Genomic DNA, 24,088 nt, shown 5'->3' with positions numbered 1-24,088 from the left:
GGGGTCACGCAGCGTACCGGATCGACTCGGCCAACCGTTCGCCGAGCGTGCGCTCATCCTCCTGCGTATAGTCTTTGTCGATACTCTTTTCGACGAGTTTAGCGGTAGCAGCATCGAGCGCTGCGATCAACAGTCCCTTGAATTGGGGTGTTGCCGCAACGATCAACCGTTCGAATTGTTGTTGCATGCGCCCCTCTTTCAAGTACGTGGCGATCTCGTGCGCAAAGCGCTGGGCTTCGACGGCTTTCGGCGAGACCCGTTCACCGTCATGCGGCGTTGCTGCGCCGCCGTTGTGGTGCTCTTTTTGCTTGTCGGTGACCAGGTCTTGATTCCGCAATCGGCTTTCCGGGTGGGTCAGGGTAGTAATCAACGCCAATTCTCCTTTCGCATTCAGTGCTTGGTAGATTTTTGCGGTACTTGCGTTGGCAACGACCACCCAGGTTTTTTTCATGATTGCTCACTCCTCTTCCCGATAGAACGATGGGCCCGAAGACAAATGGGTGCGAGCCGGGTCGAGCCCGGTTACCCGACTCCACTCTAAATATAGTCGCTCATCCCAAGACTTCAAGTTCGCCGGTGTCAAAAAGAAGGCTTCGGCGCTCACCGCGACGAATTCGGCAGGATCGGTAAGCGCGTAGTCGTCGAACGGCAGCGTACCGCCTTGACGCACCTCGCGGCGCGCGGTCTCCCAAGCCGCTTCCCAGTGTCGATTCCAGATCCCGTCGAGGGCGAAATCGATGCGATGCGCCAGCTCGTGAAGGATCACCGCCCACCGTTCGGTAGGGTCAGGCTGCCACGTGACCAGGACCGGGCCTTGTTCCCAGGTTTCGCCGTCCAGCGTATCGTCCCATTCGATTTCGACCCCCGTCTCTGTGTGCAGATGGCGGCGGACTCGGAACGGAGCCGGGTAGAGGATCACACCCACAAAGTCGCGATAAAGCGCAACTCCGTGGCGATACGCCAAAAGCGCAGCCCCCCAGGCGACGGTGCCAGCGATTTCCGCTGTGATCGCAAAGCCCTGTGCCCCCCAAAAACGCTTTTCGTGCAGGAAAGTCTCGGCAAGCCGTTGTAAGCGATCAAATTCATTCGTGGTGACCGCAAACGGCAAGGAGGCTGCGATCGTGCGCCAAAAAGTGTCGTTCTCTGCAGAAGGCAAGCGCCCGTCGTCTGTTTGCTGCCGGCTGGGAAAGAGCGCCCGACGCACCGCGCCGAACGTTGCGCGCCAAAAGCGGATCATCGGCAATGCCCTATCCGGGAAGGAGATGTCCTAGGAAGGGTGATGAGAATCCCTGCAAAGACCAAGACAAACCCCATGGCGTGGTACCACTGCGGACTTTCGCCCAAAAAGAGGATCGAAAGCAGCGCCGCCAGTACCGGCATCGCGTAGAGGAATAGACTGCCTGTGCTCGCGCCGACCACCGCAACCGCAGCATTGTAGAAAATGTAGCCGAGAAAACCGGGAAAGAGACCGGTATAAGCCATCACCAGAAGCGTCGTCAGGGAAAGAGTGGGGACTTTGCCCAACCCGTAGTGTTCCCACAGCGTGAACGGGATCAAAACCACAATGCCAACCGCGATGTAAAAGAGCAGCTGCACGAGGGGGTCGATCCCAGCGGGACGGCGGCGCAACAAAACCGTGTAGAGCGCCCAAGAGAACACCGCTGCAAGCATCCAGAGGTCACCCCGGTTGAATTCGAGTTGCGCAAGCAACGTCCCATCGCCACGGGTGATCACGGTGCCCACCCCCAGCAACGCAAGCGCGATGCCGACCCCTTTGCGTCCGCTGAGTGGCTCATGGACCATCACTGCGGCAAGGAGCATCGTCGCGATTGGGATCAACGTGTTGAGCAAGGTGGCGTTGATCGCCGTCGTGTATTGCAGCGCCAGATACGCAAAGGTGTTGTAGCAACCGACCCCCAACACGCCCAAAAGGGTCAGCAATCGCCAGTGCGTTTTTATCTGTGGCCAGTGCGTGCGCCAAAGGGGGAGCGCAAACGGAAGGCAGAGGAGCAACGCGATCATCCAGCGTGCCATCGCGAGCTGAATCGGAGGTAAATCGTCGCGAAACGCGCGCGCCAGCACCATGTTTCCCGACCAAAAGGAAACGGTATAAAACAAGAGTGCGTACGCGTGGCGTAAAGCGGCAGCGCAATGGGATAATCGCATGATCGAAGTTTCGCACAAATCGACATGGTTGCAACCACCTCATCCGTAGCCGTAGCCTCTTGGGAGAGCGCTCAAGCGGCGCTCGGGGTCGATCTCCGCGAGCCAGAGCGTCTACAGCTGGAGTCGGTCGCGCGGGATGCCCAGAGCTGGCTGGAGGGTTTGACGCTGGAAACGGGCGAACCGGTCTGGTCCCATGCCCTCGGAATGGCGTTATTGGCCGCGGAGCTGAAGCTCGATGTGGCGAGCCGCTTCGCAGCGTTGCTCTATCCAGTTCCCACGCGCGTACCGGAACAGTGGGATGCGATTCAAGAGTCCCTATCTCCTGATGTCGTGCGGCTCATCAAGGGGTTGCAACGACTCCATGGGGTGCGGTTACGGTGTGGCGACGGCGCGCCGGAGCGTGACACCATCGAAGCGGTGCGCAAGATGGTGCTCGCGCTGGTCGAGGATGTCCGTGTGGTGCTGTTGCGGCTGAGTTCGCGGGTGATGACCCTGCGCTGGTATGCAAAGCACCCGGAAGAAGAAGGTGCCCGCTCCTTTGCAGCCGAATCGCAAACGCTCTACGCGCCGCTTGCAAACCGGTTGGGGATCTGGCGGCTCAAGTGGGAGATCGAAGACCTTGCGTTTCGCCTGCTCGATCCCGAAACCTACAAGTCGTTGGCCAAACAGCTCGAAGAGCGGCGGGTGGAGCGGGAAGCGTTCATCGCGGAACGGATCGCGGAATTTACTACGCTCCTCCAACGGATGAACGTTGCGCCGTTCGAAGTGACGGGTCGCCCCAAGCATCTGTACAGCATCTTTCTCAAGATGCAGCGCAAACGGTTGGACCTACGCGAAATTTACGATCTGCGCGCCGTGCGCATCTTGGTTCCCACGGTTGCCGACTGTTACGCCGTGCTTGCCGAGGTGCACGCCCGTTACCAGCCGATCGAAGGGGAGTTCGACGACTATATCGCGCGCCCGAAAGCGAACGGCTACCAGTCGCTTCATACCGCAGTGGTCGCAGCAGATGGCCGCCCGCTCGAGGTGCAGATTCGCACCTTCGCAATGCACCGTGCTGCCGAATTCGGCGTTGCGGCCCATTGGCGGTACAAAGAGGGGGCACCCAAACCCTCTTCGTACGACGAAAAGATCGCGCTGCTCCGTTCGTTGTTGGCGTGGCGCGACGAGGTCGCCGACGCCAATGCGTGGGCCGAGCGGGTCAAGCGCGCGATCAAAGAAGAGGTGATCTACGTGACCACACCGGCGGGCCGCGTCATCGACTTGCCGCACGGTGCCACACCGATCGATTTCGCCTACCGCATCCACACCGACGTGGGGCACCGCTGCCGTGGCGCGAAGGTCGACGGCCAGATCGTCCCGCTCAACACCCCATTGGCTACGGGACAGACGGTCGAGATCCTCACTGCGAAAACGGGGGGGCCGTCGCGTGACTGGCTGCAACCCGGCTTCGTCGTGACGCGCCACGCGCGCAGCAAGATTCGCCTCTGGTTCGCTCAGGCCGAGCAGGCGCAACTCGAAGCGCGCGGCAAAACGCTCGTGGAGCAGACGCTTGCTCGTGCCGGGAAAACGAAGACCAAAGTCGATGATTTGGCAGCACGCCTGGGGTTCAAAGAGCCGGCTGCGCTCTACCGCGCGTTCGCCCGGGGCGAAGTCGGGCCCAAAGCGCTGCTCGAAGCGGTCGAAGGAAAGCCGGATACCAGCGAATCGGCTTCCGCACCGCGCCGTCGCGCACCGCAGGATCACGCGGGCCCGAGTGCCGTCGCGTCTGTGGTGATCGGCGGGGAGCGTGGCTTTTACGCGCAACCAGCGAAATGTTGTTTACCCCAACCCGGTGATGCGATCGTCGCATTTTTGAGCCGCAGCCGCGGGCTCACCATTCACCACCAAGCGTGTCCGGAGATCGCACGCCTGCGGCACGTCCACCCCGAACGGGTATTGCCGGCGGTGTGGGAGGCGTCTTGACTCAGTTGCTTTTCGCGATTTCTCTAAGGAGCAGCTCTTGTGCGGCACGCCGCATCGTCCGCGCGTGTTTCAGTCGGTACCGCCCGTCAGGCCCCAACTCCCACGCTTGCGCATTGTCCAACAGATAGATGCGCAAACCCTCTTTGATCACCCGCCGTTTGAGCGCCGGGTCCAACACCGGGCACGCGACTTCGACGCGGCGGAAACAGTTGCGATCCATCCAGTCGGCGCTGGAGAGATAGACTTTGCGCGCCCCGTCGGCGTAAAAATAGAAGACGCGGTGATGCTCCAAAAAGCGCCCAACGATCGAGCGCACCCGGATGTTTTCCGAAAGGCCTGCTACGCCCGGTTTGAGTGCGCACGGGCCACGCACGATGAGGTCGATCTCGACCCCCGCTTGCGACGCGGCGTAGAGCGCTTCGATGAGGTGGGGCTCAAGGAGCGCGTTCATCTTGGCGATGATTCGCCCGCGACGTCCAGCTTGCGCTGCGTCCGCTTCGGCGCGGATAAGCGTCAACAAGTTCGCATGCAACGTAAAGGGCGACTGCCACAGATGACGCAGTTGCGGCGCGTCGCCCATCCCCGTGATCGAGCGGAAAATGGCATCGACGTCGCTGCCGATTTCGGGGTTCGCGGTCAGCAAGCCGAAATCGGTGTAGAGGCGCGCGGTTTTGGGGTGGTAGTTACCGGTGCCGATATGGCAGTACCGGCGCAGCTGCCCCCCCTCCCGGCGGATCACCAGCAAGAGCTTTGCGTGGGTTTTGAAGCCAAAGACGCCATAGACCACATGGGCGCCCGCCTCATGGAGCCTTCGTGCCCAGCGGATGTTCGCCTCTTCGTCGAACCGCGCCATCAATTCCATCACCACGGTGACCTCTTTTCCGAGCTGTGCGGCGCGGATCAGCTGCTCCATGAGGATCGAATCCATACCGGTGCGATAGACCGTCATTTTGATCGCGACGACGTTCGAATCGTCGGCCGCGATCCGAAGGAAGTTGATCACCGGCTCGAAACTTTCGTACGGGTGGTGCAGCAGCAGATCACGACGGCGCAACGTCGCAAAGGTGTCTTGTGGGCGTGCCAACGCTTTCGGAACCCGAGGGGTGAAGGGGGGGAATTTGAGGTCGGGCCGATCGACTTCGTCACAGACCGCCATCAACCGCACCAAATTGACGATACCCGGCACCCGGTAGAGCGCCTGTTCGGTCAGGTCGAACTGTTCAAGCAGGAAACGGGCCATCTGCTCGGAGCAGTTGTCGGCCACTTCCAGTCGTACCGCGTCACCGAAGTGGCGTTGCCGCAGTTCACCGGAGAGCGCATCCCGCAGGTCTTTGATCTCCTCTTCGTCCAGGAAGAGGTCGGAATTGCGCGTAACGCGAAACTGGTAACACCCCTTTACCGTCATTCCCGGAAAAAGACGGTGCACATTCGCGTGGATGATCGAAGAGAGGAAAACGAACGCATACGGGTGTTCGGAAAGCCCTTTGGGAAGGCGCAATACTCTGGGCAAAGCCCGTGGCGCTTGCAAAATGGCACGACCCGAGGTACGTCCAAACGCATCTCTGCCTTCGAGTTCGATCGCGAAGTTGAGGCTCTTGTTGAGAATGCGCGGAAAAGGGTGGGCGGGATCCAGCGCGATCGGGGTAAGGAGCGGTTCGATCTGGTCGACGAAATAGCGCTCAAGCCACTCCCGTTGCGCGTCCGTCCAGTGGTTTCGGCGAATGAAGACGATCCCTTCCCGCGCCAGCGCCGGGATCAAGGTGTCGTTCCACAGCGCATATTGACGGGAAACCAGGGAATGGACCTCTTTGCCGATCCGCTCCAAGAGCTCGTCGATCGCGATGCCGTCGATACCCGCGCGCGTGAGCCCTTGGTGTTGCTGCTCTTTGAGCCCAGCGACGCGGATTTCGAAAAATTCGTCGAGGTTACTGGAGACGATGCAGAGATAACGCACCCGTTCGATGAGCGGCGTGGCGGGATTTTCCGCCATCGCCAACACCCGCCTTTGGAATTGCAACAGCGACAATTCGCGGTTGAAAAAATGGTCGGCTGGGTAGTTCGCCGGTGGCGGAACGGGGGCGGGCATCTTCACCTCCTGTGTGCTCTGGCATCAATTCTACCGTGACATGCGTACAATGATGGGATGAAACTCGCAGCCGTGGACCTGGGGTCCAATACGTTTCGCCTCACGATCGCCGCCGTGGATGGCGACCTCGTTTTTCCGCGTGACGAATACAAAGTTCCGGTCCGTCTTGCGGCGGGATTGACCGCCGAGAAGTGGTTGACGCCAGAGGCGATGAGCCGAGGGTGGCAAGCGCTGGCGCAATTTGCCGAGCGGCTCGTCGATTTTCCGCCAGACGCGCTGCGCGCGGTTGCAACCAACACCCTTCGTGTCGCTAAAAATGCCGCCCATTTCATCGCGGAGGGGCAAGAGCTCTTGGGGTTTCCCATCGAAGTGATCTCTGGCCGCGAAGAGGCGCGCCTCATCTATTTGGGCGTCGCCCATTCGATCGCCAACCCTTACGGGCAAAATTTGATCTTCGATATCGGAGGCGGTTCCACCGAATTCATCATCGGTCGCGGGTTTGCGCCCGAATGGCTCGAAAGCCTCTACATGGGGTGTGTCAGTTTCACCGCCCGCTTCTTTCCCGATGGGGAAGTGACACCGCAGCGTTTTGCGCAAGCGACCACTGCGGCGCGCTTGGAGCTCGAGGCGATCGCGCAAACGTACCGCACGATCGGCTGGGATCAGGTCTTCGTTTCGAGCGGTTCGGCCCGCGCGATCCGTGACGTCGCGGTTGCGATGCAACTGACCGACGAGGCGATCACGCTGCCGGTGTTGCAGGCGCTCGAACGCGCCGTATTCGAAGCGAAACAGGTCGAACGGATCACCAAACTTCCCGGCATGCGCGCCGATCGCGCCGATCTCTTCGCCGCGGCCTTGGCGATCATGAAAGCAGCGTTCGAAGCGTTGGCGATCGCTGAGGCGCGGTATGCCACCGGGGCGATGCGGCTTGGGGTGCTCTACGATCTGTTGGGGCGCACGCACCATCACGATATCCGGGAGGCGAGCGTTGAACGGTTGATGGAACGGTGCCAGGTCGACCGCCCGCATGCGCTGCGGGTCGAAGCCGAAGCGCTGCGACTGGCTGGACAGTTACAACCCGCGTGGCAGGATCCCTACCACCCCATGCGCCAATTCCTGTCGTGGGCAGCGCGGTTGCATGAAGTGGGCCTCTTCGTCGCCCACAGCGGCTACCACAAACACGGCGCCTATTTGCTGGCGAACGCGGATCTCCCCGGTTTTTCGCAATCGGATCAGGCGCGACTGGCGCGCTGGGTCCTGGCGCATCGCGGCAAACTCACGCGCCTCAAAGAGTTGCCCGAGCATGACCCGGAGTGGGACGCGATTTTGGCGCTCCGGTTGGCGGTGATTCTTGCGCGCGCGCGAAACCAAAAGCCTTTTCCGCAACTCGAAGTAGCGCGGGCAGGGAAAGGGTATCGTATTGACTTGCCTGTCGATTTTGCGAGAAATTATCCACTCACCCATGCATTGTTGCAGGCAGAACGCGAACAATGGGAAAAGATAGACAAACCGCTTACCTTGGTCGATCCAGTAATCGAGTTGGCCTCATGAAACGCTGGGAAAGAAAACGCCTCATCGCGACGGTGTTGGTGTGCCTCCTGTCAAGCTTCGCACCACTTGGTGCGACTGCGGAATCTGGCACAGCGATCTACGCACAACTGCAACGCGCATTGGCGCAGGAAGACGATAAGACCATTGCGTCGCTCGTTGCACAGGGGCTCGACCCGAACGTGAGCGACCGCGAAGGCAACCCCTTGCTGGTCTGGGCGGCGCGCCATGGGAAAACCGAGCTGGTGTCCACGCTCCTTCGTCACGGCGCTTCCGTCAATCAGCGGAACCTCATCGGCGAAACCGCGTTGATGGCGGCCGCTTATGGCGGATCTACCGAGATTGCCGCACAGCTCCTTGAAGCTGGGGCCATCTTCGATCACGACGGCTGGAATCCTCTGATCTACGCTGCGATGCAAGGCCATAGCGCGGTCGTCGACCTGTTGCTCAAAGCCGGCGCGAACCCCAACCGGGCCTCGGAAAACGGAATGACCCCTCTGATGTGGGCGGCACGAAACGGCCACGCTGCGGTCGTGGCGCGGCTGCTTGCCCACGGCGCCGATACCGAAGCGGTCTCCGATCGCGGCTACACCGCAGTGTCGCTTGCGCTCAGCAAAGGGGAAACCGCGATTGCGCAACAGATCGAGGCGGTTCGCCGGCAGAAAGGTCTGCCACCAACGCAACTCAACCTCTCGATCGAATGAACGGAGTCCTAGCAGATGATGGAACCCTTGACGTTGCAGAGCCCGGTATGGCAGCGGTGGCATGACCGCTGGCGCCACCGCTTTACCGAATGGCAAACGTGGCGGCGGCATCTCCACCGCCACCCCGAATTGGCGTTCCAAGAGGAGGCAACCGCGACTTTCGTCGCGGAACGACTCCGCGCGCTGGGACTCACCCCGCAGACGGGGTGGGCGAAAACGGGCGTGGTCGCATCGATCACCGGCACCCTGGGGGCCGGGCCTACGATCGCGCTTCGTGCCGACATGGACGCACTGCCGATCGAGGAGGCCAATACCTTCGCCCACCGTTCGTGCCATCCTGGTCGGATGCACGCCTGCGGCCATGACGGTCATACCGCGATGCTGCTGGCTGCAGCGGAAACGATCGCCGCCGAACCCGATTTCGCGGGGACGGTCGTTTTCCTCTTCCAACCCGCGGAAGAGGGGGGCGGGGGGGCGCGCGTCATGGTCGAAGAAGGGGTGCTCGATGCCTTTGCGATCGACGAGATCTATGCGCTGCACAACTGGCCTGGCTTGCCGGTTGGTACCTTTGCGGTTCATACCGGTTCGGTGATGGCGGGCACCAAGAGTTTCGATCTAACTTTTCGGGCATCGGGCACCCACGCAGCGATGCCCCATTTGGGTGCCGATCTCATTGTTGCCGCCAGTCAGTTCGTCACGTACGTACAAAGTGCGATCAGCCGTAGGATCCCGCCAACAGAAGCCGCGGTCTTCTCCGTGACGCAATTCCACGGGGGAACCGCGTACAACGTCTTGCCCGACCGCATCACGCTTGCCGGAACGGTCCGTGCCTTTTCCGACGCGACGATGCTCCATATCATCGAAACCGCAACGCACTTGGCCACTGCGATCGCAGCGAGCGTCGGCGCCGAAACCGAATGGCGCTGGCACGACGGTTATCCGCCGACCGTGAACGACGCAACCGCTGCCGAAAACGCGGCACGTACCGCCGTGACCGTCGTCGGTGCCGAACGTGTGCTGCGCGACCAACCCCCATCGATGGGGGCGGAAGATTTCGCCTATTTCCTGCAAAAACGCCCCGGCGCGTATCTCTGGATCGGAAACGGGCCAGGGGAGGGCGGGTGCGTGCTTCACAATAGCCGGTACGATTTCAACGATGCGATCCTGCCCCTGGGCGCAGCGTTCTGGTGGCGGTTGGTGCGCGATCGCTTGGCTTCGGAGGGGTGATGCGTTCGTGGCAACGGGGTTGGAACCATTGGCGGCTGTCGCGCGCGCTCCTTGATGGCGCGGGTGGACTCTGGGCGCTCGTTGCAGCGCTCGCCGTTGCAGTCTCCTGCGTTGCATCCGTTGCGTGGCTAAACGACCGCTTGACGTCGACACTGGTGATCGAGGCCGGAGCGTGGCTTGCTGGAGACTTGCAAATCGCATCGTCACGCCCCTTTGCTGCGCGCTGGCACGCGTGGCGCGCGCAGCATCCGGAAATTCGGGTAGCCGAATCGGTCACCACGACGTCGATGGTACGAACGCCGCAAGGTGATCGACAACTCGTCGCGCTGCGTGCGATTGGACCAGGGTACCCGCTGCGCGGCACCATCCGACTCCGTGCAGCGGGATCTACCGATGAAGCGGCAACCGAAGAGAATCCTCGACTCGTGATCGTCGATGCAGCCAATCTGACAAGCAACCAAGCGTGGATCGACGCCCGTCTGTCAGCGCTCTTGGGATTGCGCGAGGGGATGACGTTCGCCCTGGGGCGCAGTGAGGTGGTGGTGGCTGGGATCCTCGAATCGACTCCCGAACAAGGGGCCGATTTTTTGAGTTTTCTGCCCGAAGTCATCGTTTCGACCGAAACGCTCGACGCTTCGGGGCTGATCGCCCCGGGGAGCCGGGCCACTTGGCGCTGGCACATCGTCGCGCCGCAAGCAGCGCTACCCCAGATCAAAGCGGAGATCGAAGCCTTGCTGCAACCGGGGGAACGGCTTGTCGCAGTCGACGAAGCCCAACCGTCGGTCAAGACGCTCCTCGAGCAGGTGCAGCGGTTCCTGCGCTTGGGCACCATCGCTGCTGTGGTACTTGCCGCAGTCGCGGCGGCGCTGGCAGCGCGGCGCGTCGCACTGCAATTGACCCGTCGCGTTGCGGTGGTTCGCGCTCTGGGGATCAGCCGCTTGCGCCTCCTCATGCTCTTGGGGTTGCGCTTTTTGGTTCTGGCGGCACTGGGAGTCGGAGCCGGGTTGGTGATCGGGTGGGGCGCACAATCGCTCTTTGCCGAATTGCTGCAAGCGCTCGTCGCGCACACGGGACTTGCGCCCGCTGCGTTCGTTGCCGGATGGCCAGCCGCGCTCCTGGGGTTCGTATTGGTTGCCGCCTTCGTCACCCCATGGCTCGTCTGGTTGGTTCGCCTGCCGCCGATCGCCGTGTTGCGCCACGTCGCACCGCCCAGCCATCCCTTGGGGTGGCTCGGATGGGTGCTTGTCACCAGTGGGGCTCTTGCCGGCGTCACGGTAGCATTGGCGGGCGAATGGCAGCTCGCGGTGACCGCGCTTGCGGTGATTGCTGCGATCACGTGCGGCTTCGGTGTGTTGGCGATTGTCCTCCTTCGCTTCGCCTACCGTTTTCTGCCGCAGCGGACGCCCACGCCAGTTCGCCTCATTTTGCTCTTTCTCGTGCGCCAGCCCCTGACGGTGGCGATTCAGGTCGCAGCGCTCGCTGTGGGATTGACCGCGATTTGGCTGTTGCTCTTCGTGCGCAGCGACCTCCTGGCGGCGTGGCGCTACCAAACTCCGCCTGATGCGCCGAACCGTTTCGTGATCAACGTGATGCCCGATCAGGTTGCGCCGCTCACGGCACAGTTCGAAAAAGCGGGCATCGCCCCGCCGCGCTTTTGGCCGATGGTGCGCGGTCGATTGCAATCGATCAACGGCGCACCGATCCCACAAGCGCTTTTGGACGCCAACCCGCGCGCCGAGCGTTTGGCGAATCGGGAGTTCAACCTCACCTGGTCCACCGCTTTGCCTGAGGACAACCGAATCGTCGCCGGGCGGTGGCACGGTGACAGCACGGCGCGCGAAGCCTCGGTAGAGGCGGGATTGGCGAAACTGTTCGACATCAAAGTGGGCGATACGGTGACGTTCGGGATCGCAGGCGAAACGGTGACGGTATCGATCACTTCGATTCGTGCGCTGCGGTGGGAGTCGATGCGCCCCAATTTCTTTTTCATCACCACGCCAGCCGCGTTGGAACATTTCCCTGCAATCTTTATGGCTGCGATTCGGTTGCCACCGCATGAGCGAGCATTCGAACGCACGCTGGTTGCGCAATTTCCGAACGTCACGGTGATCGACGTCGAGCAATTGCGCGCAGAGTTCGAACGGTTGAGTAACGACGTCACCCGCTTACTCGAAGCCGTCTTCGCGTTCGCGTTGGCAGCAGGCGGTCTGGTCCTGCTTTTGGGTTGGGCTGCTGGAGACGAGCGGCGCGCGCAGCAAGTGGCGCTCCTCAGAGCGTTGGGGCTGCAGGAACGCGTTGCTCATCCGTTCCTGCTCGGCGAAGCCGCTACCGTTGGCGCGCTTGCCGCGCTCTTTTCGGTGCTCGCCGCCAGTCTGCTGGGATCGTGGTTGGCGTATCGGCTTTTCGATCTGCTGCTCCCCGTACGCTGGGGGCCGCTTGCGGCTGCTGCGCTGATCGTGGCCGTGCTGGTCGGCATCCTAGGGTGGTGGCGCGCCAAAGGGCTCCTCGCACAGCCGCCCCTCACGGTGTTGCGCGCAGCGTCACCACAATGACCATGACTGCGTCAGAGGTTGGGGTCGTGCGGCGTTTCGGCGTTGAGGATCGCGAAGACGCCCGCCGCAGCAACCGCCATCCAAAGCAGGAACGCCCCAACCCCCAACCGCTCCCACAGCGCGCCGAAGTAAAAGAGCATCACGAATGCGATAAAAAGGAGCAGGTTGCCGATGAGGCTGGCGTGGCGCTTCCAGTTCATCCTTTGACCTCGTCGAGCGCGTAAGGAAGCGGCGTGAGGGTCGCTTTCGCGCCGTCGGGCGCGCCGATCGCCACGGTGCCTTCCTGGATCGCCGATTGTGCAAGCGATACGAGTGCCGCATAACCTTCCGGGTGCGGCGCGGAAAGCACCACGCGCCCGGCGGCCTGTTCGCCCATCGCCGCGCTAAAGCAGGGTGCCCCCGCAGCGGGCGGATCTCCAACGCCAACCACCTGGACCATCCGTCGCTTGACTGCTCCCAGATAGCGGGTACGGGCAACGATCTCTTGGCCTAGGTAACACCCCTTTTTGAAACTGACGCCACCGATGAGGTCGAGATTCACCCATTGTGGCAAGAACATCTCCCGGTTTGGCGGCAAAATCCACGGCCAACCCTCGGCAACGAACGTTGCCCACGTCAGGCCGCTCGTTTCGGCGCCAAGGTCGATCGTTACCTTGCTGCGGAAACGATATTTGAGGAGTGTGCTTTGGAGAAACGGCGCACTTTCGGGATCGATGAGGATCCGAAAAGTGGTCTCCTCGACACGCTCCAACCAGAAAATGGCCAACAACCGCCCTTTTGGGGTGCATAGCCCATTCCACTGCCGCGCATCTGTCGTCAATGACGTGACGTCATTGCACGTCAAACTCTGCAAGAAGCGTTGTGCGTCTGGCCCATTGACCAGCAACGTCGCGAAGGGCTGGGTCGAATCAACGTGTGCGCTTTCCATGGGACGGTATTATCGCAAAATTCGCTAGAATCGACCCCATGACGACCCGCTTTTGCCCGCACTTGGAAAACCAACCGTGCGTTGCGCCAACCCCTGTTGCGATGCGTGGTGCTGTTGCGATTCGTGGTGGCATCCGGTTGGGTGTTGCACTGCTCCTTCTTGTGCTCGTTGCGCTGGGTGGCGTCTGGACGCTGCTGGAACGGTGGCGCACAACGCCACTTCCGGTCACCGAAACGGTCACGGTGCAGATTCCGCGTGGAACCGGCGTGAGCGGCGCCGCGGAGCGCTTGGCGCAAACGCTCGGCGGCGAACCGCTTTTGTGGCGCTGGCTGGTCTGGCGGGAACGGCCCGAGCGGGTAATCGCCGGATATTACCAATTCCCACCGTCGGTCTCGCCGCAAGAGGCGCTCGCGATGGTCGTTCGTGGCGAGGTGATCCGCGACCGCCTCACCATCGTCGAAGGGTGGACCTTTCGCCAGATGCAGGCGGCAATCGACGCGCATCCTTATCTCACCCATACCCTGCAAGGCGCGGACGAACAGACGATTCTCTCCGCGATCGGCGCCCAAGTTCCCTATGCCGAAGGGTGGTTTTTTCCCGATACCTACCTCTTCGACCGCATGACGCCAGACCAGACGATCTACCGGCAGGCACACGAACAGATGCGGCGCGTATTGGCAGAAGTTTGGGCAGGGCGTGACCGCGACCTTCCGCTGGAGTCCCCGGAAGCTCTGTTGATTTTGGCGTCGATCGTCGAAAAAGAGACTGCCCACCCCGAAGATCGCGGCAAAGTCGCCTCTGTCTTCATCAACCGACTGCGCAAAGGGATGCCGTTGCAGTCCGATCCAACGGTGATCTACGGGCTGGGCGAACGCTACGACGGTTCGCTCACTAAGCGGGATCTGCGCCACGACACCGCCCACAACACCTATACCCGGCAGGGATTGCCGCCCACACCGATTGCACTCCCCGGTTTGGCGTCGCTTCAGGCGGTCGCCCACCCCGAAAAGACCGACTTTCTCTACTTCGTCGCAAGCGGCACAGACGCAACCAGCATCTTTTCCCGCACCCTGACCGAACACAACCGCGCGGTTCGCGCGTATCGTCAAGCGATGCGTAATGCGGAGTCCACCCAATGAGCACGCGCGGCCGTTTCTTGGTTTTCGAAGGTATCGACGGAGCCGGCAAAAGCACGCAGATTGCGGCGCTTACCGCATGGTTGCAAACGCAGGGGGTGGCCACCGTCACAACGCGCGAGCCGGGCGGCACCCCCGTTGGCGAAGCGATCCGCGCGTTGGTCTTGACGCACGAAATGCACGCGGAGACCGAATTGCTGCTCATCTGTGCCGCGCGGCGCGAACACCTGCTCACGGTGATCGAACCCGCGTTGGCCGCTGGACGATGGGTGGTCTGTGACCGCTTTGCCGACGCCTCGTTCGCGTACCAGGTGGGCGGGCGGGGCGTCGCTCCAGAACGGTTTCGGCAACTCGACGAATGGACCCGCGCCGGCCGGCAACCCGATTTGGTCTTCTTGTTTGACCTACCTGTAGCCACAGCAGCCCAACGGCGGGCCCAGCGAGACGCCGCCGACGGTCACACCGAGTGCGACCGGTTCGAACGCGAGTCGGAAGCATTCTTTGCCGCGGTGCGCGCTGCGTATCGGGTGCGCGCTGCGCAAGACCCCCAACGCTACTGTGTTTTGGACGCGCAGTTACCAACCGAGCGGCTTACCGAAATCGTGCTGGCGACCGTTGCCCAACGGTGGTTTGCACCCAAGACCCGACAACCGCCGTCGCAGGGAGTGGCGCACGATGGATGACACCGGTTTTGCTTACCCGTGGCTGACGCCCTGGATCCAACGCTTCTTCCAGGCATGGCGTCAGGGGCGGGCGCCGCAAGCGCTATTGCTCGCAGGACCCGAAGGGATCGGCAAACGCCACCTCGCCGCTTTTTTGGCGCGCCGCTGGACCTGCGCGGCACCCCCCGAAGCGGGTACTGAGCCGTGTGGTCGGTGCCCCTCCTGCACGCTCGACGACGAAGCCGCGCATCCCGACCGTTTCGCGCTGACCGCGCAACCGGGTACGCAGGGGATACCGATCGACGCTGTACGCGCGTTGCAAGCGGACCTTGCGCTTTCTGCGCACGGGGTTCGCCGCGCGGTGGTCATCCAACCCGCCGAAGCGATGAACCGGTACACTGCAAACGCGTTACTCAAAATCCTGGAAGAGCCGCCAGCGGCAGTACTCTTCATACTGGTGAGCGACGCCCCGGGACGGCTGCTGCCGACGATTCTCAGCCGAACCCAACAGTGGCGCCTCCATCCCCCGCCGTTTGCGCAAGCCGAAGCGTGGTTGCGCGCGGCGTGGCAACCTACCCGCGCGCAGACCGAGCACTTTCCGGAGCCCCAACAGGCGATTGCGGCGGCGTTGGCGCTTCATCGCGGCGCGCCGCTTGCGGCATGGCGCTTCTTGTCGTCCGGGAAGAACGCTTTGCGTGATGTCTTCGTCCGCGACGCGGCTGACCGCGTCTGGCGGCAACCGGTCGCGGTGGCCAGCGAATGGGCGCAACGTCTCAAAGCGCACGAGGGGGAGCCCAACGGGCTCCGTTTTGCCGAACTCTTTCGCTGGTACCAGTACTGGCTCTTCGATCTCCTTACCCTCGCCACCTTGGGAGACGCTTGCGCGAATCGTGCGGAACGCTTACACTTTCCCGATGCTGCAGCGCAGATCGCCGCCGTGGCCAGACGGCGCGCCTCCATCGAATGGTTTCGCATCGCCCGCTTTGCCACGGCGCTTGCGCCGTGGGTCGATCATCCGCTCAACACGGCGTCGCTCTGCGAAACCCTGTGGCTGAATTACTGCGAAGGAGTTGCGTAATGGTTGCCCCAGACGCGGCAAGCGAAGGAAACAGCAACGGAATGGGCGAAAAGGCACCCAGCAGCCGCGCCACTGTGCTCGCTCTCCACATCGAAGCGGTCTCCGCGCTCTATGCCGCCTATATGCCGTGGCTGAAGCGGGGGGGGCTTTTCGTCCCAACGAACCGGAAGTTCGGTTTGGGCGATCCCCTTTTCCTTCGCGTGCAACTCCCCGACGAATCGGAACCGATTCTCCTTTCGGGTACCGTTGCGTGGATCAACCCGCCGAACGTCGCCGGCGGGCGCGTCCAGGGCGTGGGCGTCCATTTCGACGATAGCGAACTCACGCCCAAAGTCAAAGCACTGATCGAACAAAAACTGGGCGCACTCATCGGCTCCGGCAAAACGACCCACACGTTATGACCCCAACGGGTTATCGCCCCAACACAAGCAAGACACCGACCATGATGCAACTGATCGATACCCACTGCCATCTCGAATTCCCCGGACTCAAAGAGCGACTCGACGAAGTTCTGGCCAATATGGCCGCAAACCGCGTCACGGCGGCGGTTTCGATCGGCACAACGCTGGAACGAGCCCCCGAAGTGCTGGAAATTGCCGAAGCCCACCCCCACATCTGGGCCACCGTCGGCGTCCACCCAGACAACGAAGGCGTTGAGGAGCCGACCGTGGACCGCCTGGTAACGCTTGCCAACCACCCCAAAGTGGTTGCGATTGGCGAGACCGGGCTCGACTATTATCGTCTTAGCGACGCGCCCGAATGGCAGCGCAACCGCTTTCGCGTCCATATCCAGGCAGCGCGTACTGCCAACTTGCCGCTCGTGATCCACACCCGCGCCGCCGCGCAAGACACGATCGCGATCCTTCGCGAAGAGGGGGCCGAAGCGGTGGGCGGTGTGATGCACTGCTTCACCGAGAGCCGCGAAACGGCGAAAGCCGCGTTGGATTTGGGCTTCTTCATCTCTTTTTCGGGAATCGCCACGTTCAAGAACGCCACGTCGGTCCGAGAGGTAGCCCGTTACGTTCCGCTCGACCGAATCTTGGTCGAGACCGACGCCCCGTATCTTGCGCCCGTGCCGCACCGCGGCAAACGGTGTGAACCCGCCTTTGTGCGCCATACTGCAGAATTTCTGGCCGAGTGGCTCGGGATCGACTTCGCTACGTTCGCCGAACGCACGACAGAAAATGCCTGCCGTCTCTTTTCGTTGCCCGTTACCCACCCAAAGGAGGTCTCTGTATGACCAAAGCGTATGAAATTGGGCTCGACCGGTGTGAAGCCAACTACGTGCCGCTTACCCCCCTTAGCTTCTTGCAACGCACCGCTGCCGTTTACCCCGATCGGCTGGCGGTGATCCACGGCAGCCGCCGCTACACCTGGGCCCAGTTTGCCGAGCGGGCGCGACGATTGGCTTCTGCGCTGCACCATCTTGGGGTTGGGAAGAACGACACGGTTGCGGTGGTGCTCAACAACACCCCCGAAATGCTCGAATGCCATTTTGGCGTCCCGGGGGCGGGGGCGGTGCTCAATACCATCAACACCCGACTCGACCCCGAAACGGTTGCGTTCATCCTGGAACACGGAGAAGCGAAGGTTCTGATCACCGACCGTGAATACGCGCCCACCGTCAAAGCGGCGCTTGCGCGTATCGACCGAAAGATTTTGGTGATCGACGTCGACGACCCCGAATATTCCGGACCGGGGGAACTTCTGGGCACACTCGATTATGAAGGGCTTTTGGCTGGCGGCGACCCCCACTTTGCGTTCCGCTACCCAGACGACGAATGGGATGCGATCTCGCTCAACTACACCTCAGGAACCACTGGAAACCCGAAAGGGGTGGTCTACCACCATCGCGGTGCTTATCTCAATGCGCTTTCGAATATCGTCTCCTGGGGAATGCCGCACCATTCGGTCTACCTTTGGACCTTGCCGATGTTTCACTGCAACGGCTGGTGCTTCCCCTGGACGATCGCCGCGAACGCCGGTGTCAACGTTTGCTTGCGGCGCGTCGACCCGAAATGGATCTGGGAGGCGATCGAAAGGCACGGGGTCACCCACTACTGCGGCGCACCGATCGTCCACAGCATGATCGCCAATGCCGCACCGCCAGAATGGAAAAGCGGCAAAGTGGGGCGAACCGTGAAAGGGCTGATCGCCGCCGCGCCGCCCCCTGCTGCCGTCCTCCAAGCGATGGCCGAAATCGGGTTCGAAATCACCCACGTCTATGGCCTTACTGAAACCTACGGACCTGCCGCGGTGTGCGCCAAGCACGACGAATGGGCAACACTTCCCCTTGCCGAGCAGGTGCGCTTGAACGGTCGCCAAGGGGTGCCGTACCACGCCCAAGAGGCGATTTCGGTGCTCGACCCCGATACGATGCAACCGGTGCCGCGTGACGGCCAGACGATGGGTGAGGTGATGTTCCGCGGCAACCTGGTGATGAAAGGGTACCTCAAGAACCCGGCCGCAACGGAAGAGGCGTTCCGCGGTGGGTGGTTCCATACCGGTGACCTGGGCGTGCTCGAACCCGACGGCTACGTCAAGATCAAAGACCGCGCCAAAGACATCATCATCTCCGGCGGGGAAAACATCTCCTCGATCGAAGTCGAAGATGCGCTCTACAAACATCCGGCGGTGATCGCGGCTGCGGTGGTCGCCTCACCCGATCCGAAGTGGGGCGAGGTGCCGCACGCCTTCATCGAGTTGCGTGAAGGGGCTACCGTCACCCCAGAGGAGTTGCAACAACACTGCCGCCAATTCCTCGCCGGCTACAAAATTCCCAAGAAATTCACTTTTGGACCGCTACCGAAGACCTCGACGGGCAAGATTCAGAAATTCATCTTGCGCGAACAGGCGCGTTCGCAAGAAGCGATCGAATGATAAGGAGAAGACCCATGAACGACGCCCCCTTTGTACTGGAATCGCTCGCCGATGGCGTTTTGACGCTCACCCTCAACCGTCCCAACCAGTTCAACGCGCTTTCTCGTGCGATGCTGGAAGCGCTCCTTGCCGCGCTCGAACGCGCCAAAACGGACGAAGCGGTGCGCGCCGTGGTCCTTGCTGGTGCGGGCAAAGCCTTCTGCGCTGGCCACGACCTCAAAGAGATGCGCGCGAACTGCACCTTGGAATTCCAACGCGACCTCTTTGCACTCTGCACCAAAGTCATGCGCACGATCATGACGTTACCGGTGCCGGTGATTGCGCGGGTTCATGGAATTGCCACCGCAGCCGGTTGCCAACTCGTCGCCACCTGCGACCTTGCCGTTGCCGCAGACGTGGCGCGCTTTGCGGTCTCGGGCATCACGGTCGGGCTCTTCTGTTCGACTCCGGCAGTGGCGCTTTCCCGCAACATTGGCCGCAAGGCGGCTATGGAGATGTTGCTCACTGGTGAATTTATCTCCGCGGAGCGGGCGCAGACGCTCGGGTTGGTGAACCGCGTCGTCGCGGTCGATGCACTCGACGACGAGATCAAAAAGCTCACCGAATCGATCCTAGCCAAACCGCGGGCGTCGATCGCGATGGGCAAATCGCTCTTTTATCGTCAACTCGAAATGGGAATCGACGCGGCGTATCAGCTGGCGTCCGAAGTCATGGCGTGCAACATGATGCACCCGGACGCCCAAGAAGGGATCGACGCCTTCATCGAAAAACGGGCCCCTCGTTACCAGCACACGCCCGCGCCCGAAAACGTCGTGTGACCATCAGGGGCTGCCGCAACGGATGCTACCGCCGCTTTCCCTCATCGATACCCATCTGCACCTCGACGCCGCCGAGTTCGACACCGAGCGCGCAGCGCTTTGGGAAGCAGCGCAGCAGGCGGGGGTGCGTGCCGCGGTCATCCCGGCAGTCGAGCCAAGCCAATGGCCGAGCCAACAGAAGCGGCTCGCCCATTTTCCGGCGCTCGCCCACGCCTGGGGCATCCACCCCTGTTTCGTCGACCACGCCCACGCTTGGGCCGAACAGCAGGCGGGAAGCGCGCTCGACGATGAGGCGGCCGCCGCGGTCGCGTGCGCGGCGCTCGAAGCGTGGATTACTGAGCACGGCGCCGTCGCAATCGGCGAGATCGGGCTCGACCGCTTCGTCACCACCCCTACCTGGTCGCGGCAGGTCGTTTGGTTCGAAGCGCAACTGGCGCTTGCCAAACGGCTGCGCCTTCCCGTGCTCTGTCATGCGCGCCGCGCTGTCGAAGCGGTCCGCATCCGCGTCCGCAGAGCCAACCTGCCGGGTGGCATCATCCACGCCTTCAACGGTTCGCGGGCGCAGGCCGAAGACCTGATCGCCCACGGGTTCTGTCTGGGGTTTGGCGGCGCGATGACCCACCCTCGGGCCAACCATCTGCACAAGCTTGCCCAGACGCTGCCGCTCGAAGGGATCGTGCTCGAGACCGACGCCCCCGATATCCCGCCCGCATGGGCCAATAGCCGCCCAACACGCCGTACCGAACCGGCCGATCTCGTGCGCTACGCGGCCTTTTTGGCCGAACAGCGCGGGATGGACTTTGATGCGATCGTCTCGGCGACCACGGCAAACGCGCTGCGGGTCATCCCACAGCTGCAACGCCTCTTTGCAACGAACCCACTCCCTTGCACTTTGGAGCGCGCGAAATGAACGGCTGGGGGCGACTCTTGGGGTGGACATCGCTTGCATTTCTTCTTTTGCTTGCGATGTGGCAAAACGACCGCCTCTGGGAACGGGTCGGACGGCTGGAAGGGCAGTTGCGCGAACTGCAACAGGACCTGCGCTACGCCAACCAACAGCTTGCCCACTTAGCCGCCAGCGCAAGGGCAACGCCCACGGGGTCGCCGCCAGATGCGCCAGATTCGGCGCGGGATTCTATCCAGGATTCGGCGCACGATTTCGCGGCAACTTCCTCAACGCTTGGTGCCTTTGCGCGCGCCGCCAAAGTGCGCACCCGTCCCGATTTTGCCGAAGGGGATTGGTTCGTCCGGGCGCTCCCCACGGGGATTGCAACCCTCACACCCTTCGTTTCGTCGGACGCCTATGCCGCTGAGGTCCAGTCTTACGTGATGGAATCGCTTCTGACGCGCGACCCAGAAACCTTGGCCTGGCAGGGGCTCCTTGCGGAATCGTGGTCGTTCGACGAAAGCGGAACCACGCTTACCTTTCGCCTGCGCCCTGGGGTACGCTTTTCGGACGGCACCCCACTTACCGCGGACGATGTCGTCTTCACATTCCGCTTCGTGATGGACGAACGGATCGCCGCGCCGCGCGCACGGGCCTACCTGCAAAAGATCGAAGCAGTGGAAGCGCTCGACCCCCGAACGGTCCGCTTTCGCTTTCGCGAACCCTATTACGACGCACTCGCGCTCGCAGGCGGGATGGAGATCCTGGCGCGCCACTACTACGAACGCTACCTTTCCGAGCCCGAAACCTTCAACCGCTCGCGGGCACTGCTCTTCGGCACCGGCCCCTATCGCCTGCGCAACCCCGAATCGTGGCGGCCGGATCTCGGGATCGTGGAACTCGAGCGCAATCCCCGCTATTGGGGACCGGTGTCGCCACCCTTTGAGCGCCTCGTCTGGAAAGTGATCACCAACGAAACGGCGCGCCTTACCGCATTTCGCAATGGCGAAATCGATCTCTACGGCGCGCGCCCAGTCGAATACGAACGCCTGAAAGCCGACACGCGTTTGTCCGCGCGCGCGACACGGTTCGAATACCTCGCCCCAACCGCCGGCTACAGCTTCATCGCATGGAACCCACTTCGCGACGGCAAACCGACGTTTTTCGCCGACAAACGGGTGCGGCAAGCGCTCACGCTTTTGACCGACCGCGATCGCATCATCCGCGAAATCTTCCTCGGGTACGCCGAACCGGCAGTCAGCCCCTTCAACCCGCGCAGTCCGCAACACGACCCGTCGTTGCGCCCCGAACCCCCGAACCTCGAACGGGCGCTTGCGCTTCTTGCCGAAGCTGGTTGGCATCGCCGCGCCAATGACGGCGTCCTGGTGAACGCCGCTGGCGAACCCTTTCGCTTCAAGCTCACGTTCTTCCAAGACAACGACGATACGCGCCGCATGGTGCATCTCTTGAAAGATCTCTATGCGCGCGCCGGAATCCTTCTCGAACCGGACCCCACAGAATGGTCGGTGATGCTCGAACGCCTCAACCAGAAGGCGTTCGACGCGATTACGCTAGGGTGGACCTCTGGCGTCGAGGTCGACCTCTATCAAATCTTTCACTCGTCACAAGCCGGGCCAGGGGGAGACAACTTCGTCTCCTTCCAAAACCCCGAATTCGATCGACTCATCGAAGCGGCGCGCAGCGAAATCGACGAGACGAAGCGGATGCACCTGTGGCGGCAAGCCGAACGGATTCTCGTCGAAGAACAGCCTTATACGTTCCTCGTGCGCCGTAAGACTCTGGCGTTCGTCGACCGCCGCTTTGCCAACCTCCAGCAGACCCGGCTGGGCCTCAACATCGGTTTTCTCCCGATCGAAATCTACGTTCCGAAAGCGAACCAGCGCTATGGCCAATGAGCTCCGTTTTCCCGACTTACGCGCGTTTCTCACTTTTCTCGAATCGCGCGGCGCACTGCTACGGGTCACGCAACCGGTCAATCCCGATCTGGAAATGACCGCGTGGAGCGACGCTGCGCTCAAACGCAAAGGCCCGGCGCTGCTCTTCACCCAACCCGTTGCACGGAACGGGCGGACGTACCCCTATCCGGCGTTGACCAACCTCTTTGGCACGCCCCAACGAATCGTCTGGGGCATGGGGCAAGAGCTCCCCGAATCGGGCGATTGGCGCGAGCCGCTGCGCGACCTTGGGCGGCTGCTTGCCTACCTCAAAGAACCGGAACCGCCGCGCGGTTGGCGCGACGCCTGGGAAAAACTGCCGCTTCTGCGCCGCGCGCTCGACATGGGGCCGAAACGGGTCGGCCGCGCCCCTGTGCATGAAGTCGTCTGGGAAGGCGACGCGGTGGATCTTACGCAACTGCCTATCCAGCGCTGCTGGCCAGAGGACGTAGCGCCACTCATCACTTGGGGGCTCGTCGTCACCCGTGGCCCCCACAAAAAGCGGCAGAACCTGGGTATCTACCGCCAACAGCTCATCGACCGCAACCGAGTGATCATGCGCTGGCTCTCGCACCGAGGCGGTGCGCTCGATTTTGCCGAACACCAAAAAGTCCACCCGGGCGAACCTTTTCCCGTTGCAGTGGTGCTCGGTTGCGACCCGGCAACGATCCTTGCCGCGGTCACCCCCATTCCTGACACCCTCTCCGAATATCAGTTCGCAGGCCTACTGCGCGGCGAAAAGACCGAACTCACCGCCGCGGGCGTTGGCGACCTGGAAGTTCCCGCGCGCGCCGAAATCGTCCTGGAAGGGTTCATCCACCCCGGCGACACCGCGCAGGAAGGCCCCTACGGCGACCATACCGGTTACTACAACGAACGGGCCGAATTCCCGGTGCTCACCGTCACACGGGTCACGATGCGCCGCGACGCGATCTACCACACCACCTATACCGGAAAGCCACCGGACGAACCGGCGGTGCTCGGCATGGCATTGAACGAAGTCTTCCTACCGCTTTTGCAGCGGCAATACCCGGAGATCGTCGACTTCTACCTGCCGCCAGAGGGTTGTTCGTATCGGCTGGCGCTCGTTGCGATCAAAAAAGCCTACCCCGGCCACGCCCGCCGCGTGATGTTCGGCGTCTGGGGTTTCCTGCGCCAATTCATGTACACCAAATTCATCATCGTCGTCGATGACGACGTCGATATCCGCTCTTGGCCGGAGGTGATCTGGGCGCTTACCACCCGCGTCGACGCGGCGCGCGACACGATGGTGGTCGAAAACACCCCAATCGACTACCTCGACTTCGCCTCCCCCGTCGCTGGGTTGGGCAGCAAGATGGGGATCGACGCCACCAACAAATGGCCTGGCGAAACCCCACGCGAATGGGGCAGACCGATCACCATGCCACGGGAGATTGTCGCCGCCGCGGAAGCGGGGTTGGAGGGGTTGTTGAAGCAGGGATCGGATCGCACAGAAGAGACTTGATTTTCATCGAA

21 protein-coding genes are annotated in these 24,088 nt (G+C 62.1%); 15 read left to right on the top strand and 6 right to left on the bottom strand.

Features of this window, described 5'->3' with window-relative positions; genetic code table 11:
• Nucleotides 1-4: 4 nt before the first annotated feature.
• From KUL93_RS07335 to KUL93_RS07325, 3 genes are read right to left on the bottom strand one after another with little or no spacing between them, the layout of a single operon-like run.
• A complete protein-coding gene (locus tag KUL93_RS07335; protein WP_217126421.1) occupies nt 5-451 on the bottom strand; it encodes a host attachment protein in 447 nt (148 codons plus the stop codon).
• Nucleotides 452-457: 6 nt separating this feature from the next.
• Complete coding sequence (locus tag KUL93_RS07330) at nt 458-1,237, bottom strand: M90 family metallopeptidase (protein WP_217126420.1); 780 nt, start codon at nt 1,235-1,237, stop codon at nt 458-460.
• A complete protein-coding gene (locus tag KUL93_RS07325; protein ID WP_217126419.1) occupies nt 1,234-2,166 on the bottom strand; it encodes a DMT family transporter in 933 nt (310 codons plus the stop codon). The genes KUL93_RS07330 and KUL93_RS07325 overlap by 4 nt, the downstream gene beginning before the upstream one ends.
• A 24-nt stretch (nt 2,167-2,190) precedes the next feature.
• On the opposite strand from KUL93_RS07325, the gene KUL93_RS07320 reads away from it, so the two are divergent.
• Nucleotides 2,191-4,131: a RelA/SpoT family protein gene (locus KUL93_RS07320; RefSeq protein WP_217126418.1), complete on the top strand. Its 1,941-nt coding sequence runs from the start codon at nt 2,191-2,193 to the stop codon at nt 4,129-4,131.
• Nucleotide 4,132: 1 nt separating this feature from the next.
• Here KUL93_RS07320 and ppk1 read toward each other — a convergent pair whose 3' ends face one another.
• The gene (gene ppk1, locus KUL93_RS07315) at nt 4,133-6,217 is read right to left on the bottom strand and encodes a polyphosphate kinase 1 (RefSeq protein ID WP_217126417.1); all 2,085 of its coding nucleotides are present in this window, start codon (nt 6,215-6,217) and stop codon (nt 4,133-4,135) included.
• 57 nt (nt 6,218-6,274) lie between these two features.
• On the opposite strand from ppk1, the gene KUL93_RS07310 reads away from it, so the two are divergent.
• The 4 genes from KUL93_RS07310 to KUL93_RS07295 are packed head-to-tail and all read left to right on the top strand — an operon-like array spanning nt 6,275 to nt 12,248.
• Nucleotides 6,275-7,768, top strand: coding sequence for a Ppx/GppA phosphatase family protein (locus KUL93_RS07310; RefSeq protein ID WP_217126416.1), 1,494 nt, complete (start codon nt 6,275-6,277; stop codon nt 7,766-7,768).
• On the top strand, nt 7,765-8,469 hold the full coding sequence (locus KUL93_RS07305) for an ankyrin repeat domain-containing protein (protein ID WP_217126415.1): 705 nt from the start codon (nt 7,765-7,767) through the stop codon (nt 8,467-8,469). Before KUL93_RS07310 ends, KUL93_RS07305 begins: the two co-directional genes overlap by 4 nt.
• Before the next feature lie 15 nt (nt 8,470-8,484).
• Complete coding sequence (locus KUL93_RS07300) at nt 8,485-9,696, top strand: M20 aminoacylase family protein (protein WP_217126414.1); 1,212 nt, start codon at nt 8,485-8,487, stop codon at nt 9,694-9,696.
• Nucleotides 9,696-12,248, top strand: coding sequence for an ABC transporter permease (locus KUL93_RS07295; RefSeq protein WP_217126413.1), 2,553 nt, complete (start codon nt 9,696-9,698; stop codon nt 12,246-12,248). Before KUL93_RS07300 ends, KUL93_RS07295 begins: the two co-directional genes overlap by 1 nt.
• A gap of 11 nt (nt 12,249-12,259) precedes the next feature.
• On the opposite strand, the gene KUL93_RS07290 is transcribed toward KUL93_RS07295, so the two are convergent.
• Together KUL93_RS07290 and ygfZ are read right to left on the bottom strand one after the other, a co-directional pair.
• Nucleotides 12,260-12,448, bottom strand: coding sequence for a hypothetical protein (locus KUL93_RS07290; protein WP_119335111.1), 189 nt, complete (start codon nt 12,446-12,448; stop codon nt 12,260-12,262).
• The gene (ygfZ, locus tag KUL93_RS07285; RefSeq protein ID WP_217126412.1) at nt 12,445-13,176 is read right to left on the bottom strand and encodes a CAF17-like 4Fe-4S cluster assembly/insertion protein YgfZ; all 732 of its coding nucleotides are present in this window, start codon (nt 13,174-13,176) and stop codon (nt 12,445-12,447) included. Before ygfZ ends, KUL93_RS07290 begins: the two co-directional genes overlap by 4 nt.
• Nucleotides 13,177-13,214: 38 nt before the next feature.
• On the opposite strand from ygfZ, the gene mltG reads away from it, so the two are divergent.
• The 10 genes from mltG to ubiD are packed head-to-tail and all read left to right on the top strand — an operon-like array spanning nt 13,215 to nt 24,077.
• Nucleotides 13,215-14,315, top strand: a complete 1,101-nt coding sequence (gene mltG, locus KUL93_RS07280) for an endolytic transglycosylase MltG (protein ID WP_217126411.1) — start codon at nt 13,215-13,217, stop codon at nt 14,313-14,315.
• On the top strand, nt 14,312-14,995 hold the full coding sequence (gene tmk, locus KUL93_RS07275; RefSeq protein WP_217126410.1) for a dTMP kinase: 684 nt from the start codon (nt 14,312-14,314) through the stop codon (nt 14,993-14,995). The genes mltG and tmk overlap by 4 nt, the downstream gene beginning before the upstream one ends.
• Nucleotides 14,988-16,052 carry a DNA polymerase III subunit gene (locus tag KUL93_RS07270; protein ID WP_217126409.1) on the top strand — a complete coding sequence of 355 codons (1,065 nt, stop codon included), beginning with the start codon at nt 14,988-14,990 and terminating at the stop codon, nt 16,050-16,052. Before tmk ends, KUL93_RS07270 begins: the two co-directional genes overlap by 8 nt.
• Nucleotides 16,052-16,453: a PilZ domain-containing protein gene (locus tag KUL93_RS07265; RefSeq protein WP_217126408.1), complete on the top strand. Its 402-nt coding sequence runs from the start codon at nt 16,052-16,054 to the stop codon at nt 16,451-16,453. The genes KUL93_RS07270 and KUL93_RS07265 overlap by 1 nt, the downstream gene beginning before the upstream one ends.
• 41 nt (nt 16,454-16,494) lie before the next feature.
• Entirely contained in the window at nt 16,495-17,292 is a 798-nt protein-coding gene (locus KUL93_RS07260) for a TatD family hydrolase (protein ID WP_217126407.1), read from the top strand.
• Entirely contained in the window at nt 17,289-18,932 is a 1,644-nt protein-coding gene (locus tag KUL93_RS07255; protein ID WP_217126406.1) for an acyl-CoA synthetase, read from the top strand. The genes KUL93_RS07260 and KUL93_RS07255 overlap by 4 nt, the downstream gene beginning before the upstream one ends.
• Nucleotides 18,933-18,946: 14 nt before the next feature.
• On the top strand, nt 18,947-19,750 hold the full coding sequence (locus tag KUL93_RS07250; protein ID WP_217126405.1) for an enoyl-CoA hydratase: 804 nt from the start codon (nt 18,947-18,949) through the stop codon (nt 19,748-19,750).
• Between the two features lie 22 nt (nt 19,751-19,772).
• Nucleotides 19,773-20,660 (top strand): TatD family hydrolase, encoded by an 888-nt coding sequence (locus KUL93_RS07245; protein WP_217126404.1) that lies wholly within the window; start codon nt 19,773-19,775, stop codon nt 20,658-20,660.
• Entirely contained in the window at nt 20,657-22,552 is a 1,896-nt protein-coding gene (locus KUL93_RS07240; RefSeq protein ID WP_217126403.1) for an ABC transporter substrate-binding protein, read from the top strand. The genes KUL93_RS07245 and KUL93_RS07240 overlap by 4 nt, the downstream gene beginning before the upstream one ends.
• Nucleotides 22,542-24,077 carry a 4-hydroxy-3-polyprenylbenzoate decarboxylase gene (gene ubiD, locus KUL93_RS07235; protein WP_217126402.1) on the top strand — a complete coding sequence of 512 codons (1,536 nt, stop codon included), beginning with the start codon at nt 22,542-22,544 and terminating at the stop codon, nt 24,075-24,077. Before KUL93_RS07240 ends, ubiD begins: the two co-directional genes overlap by 11 nt.
• Nucleotides 24,078-24,088: the final 11 nt, after the last annotated feature.

Source organism: Hydrogenophilus thiooxidans, assembly GCF_019049855.1.
In the GTDB taxonomy this organism is placed as follows: Bacteria; Pseudomonadota; Gammaproteobacteria; order Burkholderiales; family Rhodocyclaceae; genus Hydrogenophilus; species Hydrogenophilus thiooxidans.
This window is presented reverse-complemented; position numbering and strand designations above follow the sequence as displayed.

What these genes read in the sequence shown, in the direction of transcription:
- KUL93_RS07335 (WP_217126421.1), bottom strand. Translation starts at nt 451, where the DNA reads ATGAAAAAAACCTGGGTGGTCGTTGCCAACGCAAGTACCGCAAAAATC.
- KUL93_RS07330 (WP_217126420.1), bottom strand. Translation starts at nt 1,237, where the DNA reads ATGATCCGCTTTTGGCGCGCAACGTTCGGCGCGGTGCGTCGGGCGCTC.
- KUL93_RS07325 (WP_217126419.1), bottom strand. Translation starts at nt 2,166, where the DNA reads ATGCGATTATCCCATTGCGCTGCCGCTTTACGCCACGCGTACGCACTC.
- KUL93_RS07320 (WP_217126418.1), top strand. Translation starts at nt 2,191, where the DNA reads ATGGTTGCAACCACCTCATCCGTAGCCGTAGCCTCTTGGGAGAGCGCT.
- ppk1 (WP_217126417.1), bottom strand. Translation starts at nt 6,217, where the DNA reads ATGCCCGCCCCCGTTCCGCCACCGGCGAACTACCCAGCCGACCATTTT.
- KUL93_RS07310 (WP_217126416.1), top strand. Translation starts at nt 6,275, where the DNA reads ATGAAACTCGCAGCCGTGGACCTGGGGTCCAATACGTTTCGCCTCACG.
- KUL93_RS07305 (WP_217126415.1), top strand. Translation starts at nt 7,765, where the DNA reads ATGAAACGCTGGGAAAGAAAACGCCTCATCGCGACGGTGTTGGTGTGC.
- KUL93_RS07300 (WP_217126414.1), top strand. Translation starts at nt 8,485, where the DNA reads ATGATGGAACCCTTGACGTTGCAGAGCCCGGTATGGCAGCGGTGGCAT.
- KUL93_RS07295 (WP_217126413.1), top strand. Translation starts at nt 9,696, where the DNA reads ATGCGTTCGTGGCAACGGGGTTGGAACCATTGGCGGCTGTCGCGCGCG.
- KUL93_RS07290 (WP_119335111.1), bottom strand. Translation starts at nt 12,448, where the DNA reads ATGAACTGGAAGCGCCACGCCAGCCTCATCGGCAACCTGCTCCTTTTT.
- ygfZ (WP_217126412.1), bottom strand. Translation starts at nt 13,176, where the DNA reads ATGGAAAGCGCACACGTTGATTCGACCCAGCCCTTCGCGACGTTGCTG.
- mltG (WP_217126411.1), top strand. Translation starts at nt 13,215, where the DNA reads ATGACGACCCGCTTTTGCCCGCACTTGGAAAACCAACCGTGCGTTGCG.
- tmk (WP_217126410.1), top strand. Translation starts at nt 14,312, where the DNA reads ATGAGCACGCGCGGCCGTTTCTTGGTTTTCGAAGGTATCGACGGAGCC.
- KUL93_RS07270 (WP_217126409.1), top strand. Translation starts at nt 14,988, where the DNA reads ATGGATGACACCGGTTTTGCTTACCCGTGGCTGACGCCCTGGATCCAA.
- KUL93_RS07265 (WP_217126408.1), top strand. Translation starts at nt 16,052, where the DNA reads ATGGTTGCCCCAGACGCGGCAAGCGAAGGAAACAGCAACGGAATGGGC.
- KUL93_RS07260 (WP_217126407.1), top strand. Translation starts at nt 16,495, where the DNA reads ATGATGCAACTGATCGATACCCACTGCCATCTCGAATTCCCCGGACTC.
- KUL93_RS07255 (WP_217126406.1), top strand. Translation starts at nt 17,289, where the DNA reads ATGACCAAAGCGTATGAAATTGGGCTCGACCGGTGTGAAGCCAACTAC.
- KUL93_RS07250 (WP_217126405.1), top strand. Translation starts at nt 18,947, where the DNA reads ATGAACGACGCCCCCTTTGTACTGGAATCGCTCGCCGATGGCGTTTTG.
- KUL93_RS07245 (WP_217126404.1), top strand. Translation starts at nt 19,773, where the DNA reads ATGCTACCGCCGCTTTCCCTCATCGATACCCATCTGCACCTCGACGCC.
- KUL93_RS07240 (WP_217126403.1), top strand. Translation starts at nt 20,657, where the DNA reads ATGAACGGCTGGGGGCGACTCTTGGGGTGGACATCGCTTGCATTTCTT.
- ubiD (WP_217126402.1), top strand. Translation starts at nt 22,542, where the DNA reads ATGGCCAATGAGCTCCGTTTTCCCGACTTACGCGCGTTTCTCACTTTT.